Origin of the sequence: Serratia sp. (in: enterobacteria) (assembly GCF_046715635.1) — a bacterium.
Taxonomy (GTDB): Bacteria; Pseudomonadota; Gammaproteobacteria; order Enterobacterales; family Enterobacteriaceae; genus Chania.
Genome location: NZ_JBKJYW010000395.1, coordinates 1 through 6,493, shown reverse-complemented (window position 1 = coordinate 6,493; position 6,493 = coordinate 1). Strand labels below are relative to the sequence as shown.

The 6,493-nt window shown below is 50.8% G+C and carries 9 protein-coding genes; 3 read left to right on the top strand and 6 right to left on the bottom strand.

Annotated elements, in window-relative coordinates; all coding sequences use genetic code 11:
- Positions 1-36: 36 nt before the first annotated feature.
- From ACLQ7H_RS20470 to rplU, 3 genes are all read right to left on the bottom strand, one after another.
- On the bottom strand, positions 37-1,008 hold the full coding sequence (locus tag ACLQ7H_RS20470) for a DMT family transporter (protein WP_411754249.1): 972 nt from the start codon (positions 1,006-1,008) through the stop codon (positions 37-39).
- Between the two features lie 107 nt (positions 1,009-1,115).
- On the bottom strand, positions 1,116-1,373 hold the full coding sequence (gene rpmA / locus ACLQ7H_RS20465; RefSeq protein ID WP_004933559.1) for a 50S ribosomal protein L27: 258 nt from the start codon (positions 1,371-1,373) through the stop codon (positions 1,116-1,118).
- 17 nt (positions 1,374-1,390) lie between these two features.
- On the bottom strand, positions 1,391-1,702 hold the full coding sequence (rplU, locus tag ACLQ7H_RS20460) for a 50S ribosomal protein L21 (RefSeq protein ID WP_004955927.1): 312 nt from the start codon (positions 1,700-1,702) through the stop codon (positions 1,391-1,393).
- A gap of 269 nt (positions 1,703-1,971) precedes the next feature.
- On the opposite strand from rplU, the gene ispB reads away from it, so the two are divergent.
- Positions 1,972-2,943, top strand: coding sequence for an octaprenyl diphosphate synthase (gene ispB, locus ACLQ7H_RS20455; protein ID WP_411754248.1), 972 nt, complete (start codon positions 1,972-1,974; stop codon positions 2,941-2,943).
- Positions 2,944-2,987: 44 nt separating this feature from the next.
- Here ispB and ACLQ7H_RS20450 read toward each other — a convergent pair whose 3' ends face one another.
- A complete protein-coding gene (locus ACLQ7H_RS20450) occupies positions 2,988-3,362 on the bottom strand; it encodes a DNA-binding protein (RefSeq protein ID WP_411754247.1) in 375 nt (124 codons plus the stop codon).
- 251 nt (positions 3,363-3,613) lie between these two features.
- Positions 3,614-3,970 (bottom strand): DNA-binding protein, encoded by a 357-nt coding sequence (locus ACLQ7H_RS20445; protein ID WP_411754250.1) that lies wholly within the window; start codon positions 3,968-3,970, stop codon positions 3,614-3,616.
- 182 nt (positions 3,971-4,152) lie between these two features.
- On the opposite strand from ACLQ7H_RS20445, the gene ACLQ7H_RS20440 reads away from it, so the two are divergent.
- Positions 4,153-4,413 (top strand): helix-turn-helix domain-containing protein, encoded by a 261-nt coding sequence (locus ACLQ7H_RS20440; RefSeq protein WP_411754246.1) that lies wholly within the window; start codon positions 4,153-4,155, stop codon positions 4,411-4,413.
- Between the two features lie 63 nt (positions 4,414-4,476).
- Here the strand turns inward: ACLQ7H_RS20440 and mdh are convergent, their stop codons facing one another.
- Entirely contained in the window at positions 4,477-5,415 is a 939-nt protein-coding gene (gene mdh / locus ACLQ7H_RS20435; RefSeq protein ID WP_411754245.1) for a malate dehydrogenase, read from the bottom strand.
- A 465-nt stretch (positions 5,416-5,880) separates the two neighbouring features.
- Here mdh and argR point away from each other — a divergent pair, with 465 nt between their 5' ends.
- On the top strand, positions 5,881-6,351 hold the full coding sequence (gene argR / locus ACLQ7H_RS20430; protein WP_021179033.1) for a transcriptional regulator ArgR: 471 nt from the start codon (positions 5,881-5,883) through the stop codon (positions 6,349-6,351).
- The last annotated feature ends 142 nt before the right edge of the window (positions 6,352-6,493 follow it).

The window sequence follows — 6,493 nt, the reverse complement described above, 5'->3', positions numbered from 1 at the left end:
GCTTCATCTACAAACTTCATTTACCGTCTCCGTAACTCATTCACCGGGCGGCTTCAAAGAAGCAACCAGGTTGGTTTCTGCCCGTCGCGGCCACCAACGGTGACCAATTGCGGAAAACATGGCGCCTGCAACCACCACAAAAGCACCTACATAGCCGACGACATTCAATGCCGGGGCGGTAAATACCTGTGGCCAGGCCAGCGCCAATAAATCTGAAAACAGCAGGGTAAACAGGGGAGTCAGCGTGATTAACGCACTCACCTGGGCCGCCTGCCAGCGCGCCATCGCTTCCGCCAGCGCACCATAACCAATCAGCGTGTTAGCACCACAGAACAGCAGGCAGGCCAATTGCCAACCGCTGAGCTGGAAAATCACCGCTGGTTTTGCCAGCGGGAATAACGCGATCGCACATAAAGTGTACAACAAGACCAGGATCTGCGGTGAGGCCAATCGACGCAGTAATACTTTTTGCGCCACGCCATAGGTCACCCAAACCATGGCCGCACACACGCCCAACAACACACCGAGCGTGTAGTCTGTAAACTGAGTGAAGATCTCGATCAGGCTGACGTTGAAAAACAGCATCAGCCCGCAGATCAGCATCAGAGCGCCAATCACCTGAGTGATACGCATCCTTTCTTTCAGGATCAATACGCTGGCGAACATCATGCCCACCGGCGAGAGTTGGCCGATAACCTGCGAGGCTGTCGGACTCAAATATTGCAGCGAAGAGCTGAAGAAGACAAAGTTACCCAACAACCCGGCGGTAGCGATCGCCAGCAACAGCAGCCAGCGGGGTTGACGGAACATGTTCACCGGAGGTAAACGCCCGCGCACTGCCAGGATCACTCCCAGGCCAATAGCGGCAATCGTAAAGCGATACCAGACGACGGTAAACGGCTCCATCACTTCCAGCACTTCTTTCATAGCGATAGGCAGCGCGCCCCAGCAAACCGCTGTGGTGATCGCCAGAAAAATACCAACGCCAGCCTGCTGTTTTTTTTCCATCTTCTCACTGTCTGTGCGTTGTGCCGCCAAGCACAAGCAATCTATAAATGTAAAAAGCCCCGCAACGAATTGCGGGGCTTAACATCTATTTCGTAAGGCTCGAAAAATTATTCAGCTTCGATGCTGATAAATTTACGATTGCTCGGGCCTTTAACTTCGAATTTGACTTTACCGTCTTTCAAAGCAAACAGAGTGTGGTCTTTGCCGCAACCCACGTTGGTACCAGCGTGGAATTTGGTGCCGCGCTGACGAACGATGATGCTGCCTGCCAGTACTGCTTCGCCGCCAAAGCGTTTTACGCCCAGACGTTTAGCTTCTGAATCGCGACCGTTACGAGTCGAGCCGCCAGCCTTTTTGTGTGCCATTAATCCGCTCTCCTAACTTAAGCGCTGATGCCGGTGATTTTAACATCAGTGAACCACTGACGGTGACCTTGCTGCTTACGATAGTGCTTACGACGACGAAACTTAACAATCTTGATCTTTTCGCCACGACCGTGAGCAACCACTTCAGCTTTGATCTTACCGCCATCGACGAAAGGAACGCCGATTTTGATATCTTCGCCATTAGCGATCATCAGAATCTGGTCAAACTCAACCGCTTCACCAGTTGCGATGTCCAGCTTTTCCAAGCGAACGGTTTGACCTTCGCTTACTCGGTGTTGTTTACCACCACTTTGGAAAACCGCGTACATATAAAACTCCGCTTTCCGCGTGCCCAACTGTTCAGTACAGAGCGCGCTATAAATATTCACAATAGGGCGCGAATTCTACGCAATAATCCCGCATATGACAAGAGCAGATTAGGGCCAGAAGGTGAAAAAAGAAGAAAAAAAACACAGTTTCTCTCACAACGTTTATCTGGGCCGATTTTCAAGTACAATCAACAGGACAGTTACCGCCATGTACCGATGTGAGCAGCGTTCTCATCGCGGTGAACAGAAACACAGCTGAAAAAAATACAATGAACCTAGAACAAATTACTGAGTTAACCGCGCAAGATATGGCGGCCGTGAACGCAACAATTCTCGAACAGTTGAATTCCGATGTCACGCTCATCAATCAACTTGGCTATTACATTATCAGCGGTGGCGGTAAGCGCATTCGCCCGATGATCGCCGTTCTGGCGGCACGGGCCTTGCACTATCAAGGCGATAAACATATTGCCGTCGCTGCCCTGATAGAGTTCATCCATACCGCTACCCTGTTGCATGATGACGTGGTGGATGAGTCCGACATGCGCCGTGGCAAGGCGACCGCCAACGCGGCGTTTGGCAATGCTGCCAGCGTGTTGGTGGGTGATTTCATTTATACGCGTGCTTTCCAGATGATGACCAGCCTGGAATCGCTGCGCGTGCTGGCAGTGATGTCCGAGGCGGTCAACGTGATCGCCGAAGGCGAAGTGCTGCAATTGATGAACGTCAACGATCCGAATATCAGTGAAGAAAACTATATGCGGGTCATCTACAGCAAAACCGCTCGTCTGTTTGAGGCGGCAGCCCAGTCATCAGCCATCCTCTCCGAGGCCACCCCGGCCGAAGAGCAGGCACTGCAAGACTATGGCCGCTATCTTGGCACGGCATTCCAACTGATCGACGATCTGCTGGACTACAGTGCAGACGGCGTGACCCTGGGTAAAAATACCGGCGATGACTTGAACGAGGGGAAGCCGACGCTGCCGTTGTTGCATGCGATGCATAATGGCAATGCCGAGCAGTCTGAGATGATCCGTGGCGCGATTGAACAGGGGAATGGCCGCCATCTGCTGGAGCCGGTTCTGGCTACCATGCAGGAGTGTGGTTCACTCACCTATACACGTCAGCGCGCAGAAGAAGAGGCAGACAAGGCGATCGCCGCATTGCAGGTTTTGCCCGATTCTCCTTATCGAACCGCGCTGGAAGGATTAGCGCATCTGGCGGTTCAACGAGACTTTTAAGAAATTTAAGTTTCCAAATATTCAAATAGGCCTGCGGTGCGGGCCTATTTATTTGCCTTGCTAATGAGTTCCAGTAGCCCCGTAGCCCCATTCTCCGCCAGAAAACCCAGTAGAAGCGCGTATTCGTCTGGCTTCATGCCTGCCAGAAAACCCTGCAACCGTTTGATAGGATCGTCATCATGGGAGGGGGTATACGCCGCCGGTTCCTCAGCGGCAATGGGATACAGCTGGGGATACAATTCGTTTTGGGTCGAGAGGGGTAGGCTACTAATATGATACTCCTTAGCCACCCCTTGCTTGCCATAACGCCGCTGCCATAGCCAGTTTTGCTCACGTGCCCGCTTGTTGATCCCTTGTGGAGAGCTGCCCAGTTCTCCCTTATTTTTCAGTTCTTCGGCGGTAAACCACTCCTTGTCCATTCCCTCTCCTTGATAGCAGCATTGCCCTGACTGACTTATCGGCCCTTTCAGTTGCATGAACAACTAAGTCCAACAAGTAAGTTATAACATTAACAGGGCCATTGCCTATCAGCAAAAGCTTGGCGAAATACTCAAAAAACGCTTACCTAAAAGAGAGAGGGGAAGCATAGAGGCAACGCAGAAGGCAGCCAGGTGGGAACGACATGTGACTAATCGAGCGCAGTATGCAGCGCCCCTACAAATGAGGAGATTTACTGTTTGTTCTTTTCAGCAATCCAGGTCAGCAGGCTATCCACACCTTCACGCATCAAAAACGCCATCACTTTGCCTCGTTCACTGTCTGAAAGGTGGTAATAGTATTCGATCCACACCGCCAGCGGGTCCTGACGCCCGGCCTCATAGATCGCTGGCTCTTCCCGCAATACCAGCAGGTTTTTGACGCCGGTAGGCAAGCTGTCGAAATGGTATTCCAGTGCTTTGCCTTGAACACCTTTGCGGCGGCGGCTGAGCCAATTTTCACGCCGTGCCATCAGGTTGATTCCCTGTGTAGAGGAAGGTAATCCTGCGATGCCTATCAGCTCCTTGGCAGCAAACCACTCGTTTTTCATAGCCATGATCTCGGGACAATAGTGTGGCAATACAAATTTTTCAGAAACCATAAGTTATTTTTGGGAAACTTGGTGGTATCCTAGTTTCTGAATAAACGCTTCACGTTGTTCAAACGACTAATTCTGACCTGTTAGTTATACCACTAACAGAACTTTCTCTAATCAAAAAAAGGAATGAAAATATGAATTCACGGGACCCAGACTGGCATCCAGCAGACGTCATCGCGGCTTTGAAGAAGAGAGGTACCACTCTGGCAGCGGTTTCACGAGAGGCTGGGCTAAGTTCATCGACGTTGGCCAACGCGCTATCACGTCCTTGGCCCAAGGGAGAGTGGTTGATTGCTGATGCACTGAACGTGCACCCGGCTGAGATCTGGCCGAGCAGGTATTTTGATCCGCTCACACATCATCTGCGAGATCGGAAAAGTCGAATCAAACCATGATAAACATAAGAAAGCCGCCGGATTTGGCCCGGCGGCTTATCAAAACATCATCGTACTGAGAGATCAGTTGTTGATAAACTTCTCACCCAATTCGATATCTTTGTGCAGTACGTCCAGCATTTCGCTCAGCGCTTTTTGCTCGAAGGCACTCAGGGTACCGATGTCTTTACGTTCTTCGATACCGTTTTTACCCAGTAGTAGTGGCTGCGCAAAGAAGCGGGCATATTTGCCATCGCCTTCAACATAGGCACATTCAACAACGCCTTTCTCACCGCTCAGCGCACGCACCAGAGACAGACCAAAACGTGCAGCAGCCTGGCCCATAGACAGGGTTGCAGAACCGCCACCGGCTTTGGCTTCAACTACTTCGGTACCCGCGTTCTGGATACGTTTGGTCAAATCAGCCACTTCCTGATCGCTAAAGCTAACGCCTGGGATCTGCGACAGCAGAGGCAAGATGGTCACGCCTGAGTGGCCGCCAATCACCGGTACGTTCAGTTCTTCCGGTTGTTTGCCTTTCAATTGCGCAACGAAGGTGTTGGAACGGATGATATCCAGCGATGTGATACCAAACAGTTTGTTTTTGTCGTAAACACCCGCTTTCTTCAACACTTCTGCCGCAATGGCCACCGTGGTATTCACCGGGTTGGTGATGATACCGATGCAGGCTTTCGGACAGGTTTTAGCCACTTGCTCAATCAGGTTGCGTACGATGCCAGCGTTAACGTTGAACAGATCGGAACGATCCATCCCAGGTTTACGCGCAACGCCAGCAGAAATCAGCACCACGTCCGCACCGTGCAGCGCAGGGGTAGCATCTTCGCCACTGAAGCCTTTGATGTTAACTGCGGTTGGGATGTGGCTTAAGTCAACGGCAACGCCTGGGGTAACGGGGGCAATGTCGTAGAGGGAGAGTTCAGAACCTGAAGGAAGCTGGGTCTTGAGTAGAAGGGCGAGGGCCTGGCCAATACCGCCAGCAGCACCGAGAACTGCAACTTTCATCCTATACTCCTTTATTGTCATAAATATAAAAGCGCCGTGAATTCTTTGGTCACGGACCTTAATTTATCACGCCTTTAAAAACAACCTCTTAACAGTCGGTTTTAGATCTGGCGCAATAAAATGGCCGATGTTGCGAGCATTTTAAAGTAAATAGCTTATGCATTAAGGGCATAGCGCACACTAATCGAAAATAGTGCCAAGCTTTTCACGATCGCGTTAACCGGCGGTTACATTACACCCTTACGTAACATCAGAACAACATCATTTTAATAACATTTTCGTTACCGGAGAGCTGGCTCGCTTCCCGCACTAAAAGGGCATATTCATGAGCAACGTATTTTGTTAAAATCGCTCCCTTGCCTTTCTGTCTGGGCATTTTTGATTTTCCAGACCGCCCCCGTATTGCATAAAAATGCATTTATATGCATAATAATCAGCTCTATTACCAACATTCCACGGTGCAAAATGCGTAATCCCGCAAAGCAGGAAGATCTGATCAAGGCGTTTAAAGCGTTATTGAAAGAAGAAAAATTCAGTTCTCAAGGCGAGATCGTTTTGGCGCTGCAAGAAGAAGGCTTCGAAAACATCAACCAATCCAAGGTATCACGCATGCTGACCAAGTTCGGGGCGGTGCGCACGCGTAATGCAAAGATGGAGATGGTGTACTGCCTCCCGGCCGAACTCGGTGTCCCAACCACCACCAGCCCACTCAAGAATCTAGTGCTGGATGTGGACCATAACGACGCGGTGGTGGTGATCCATACCAGCCCAGGTGCGGCGCAGTTGATTGCTCGCCTGTTGGACTCACTGGGTAAATCTGAAGGGATACTGGGCACCATTGCGGGTGACGATACCATTTTTGTCACCCCAGCCAGCTCCTTTACCGCACGCCAACTGTTTGAAGCCATCCTCTCCTTGTTCGAACAGGAACTTTGACGCATTCAGCGCAGCCTGCGCTCTCCGTCGCGGGCTGTGCATCCTTTATTAACCCTTCATTTACTTCTTCTGCGCTGCCTACCACGTTTAAAACTGCCAATAAGCCGACCTACAGCACATTTCAATGACATTTTTGTGTGGC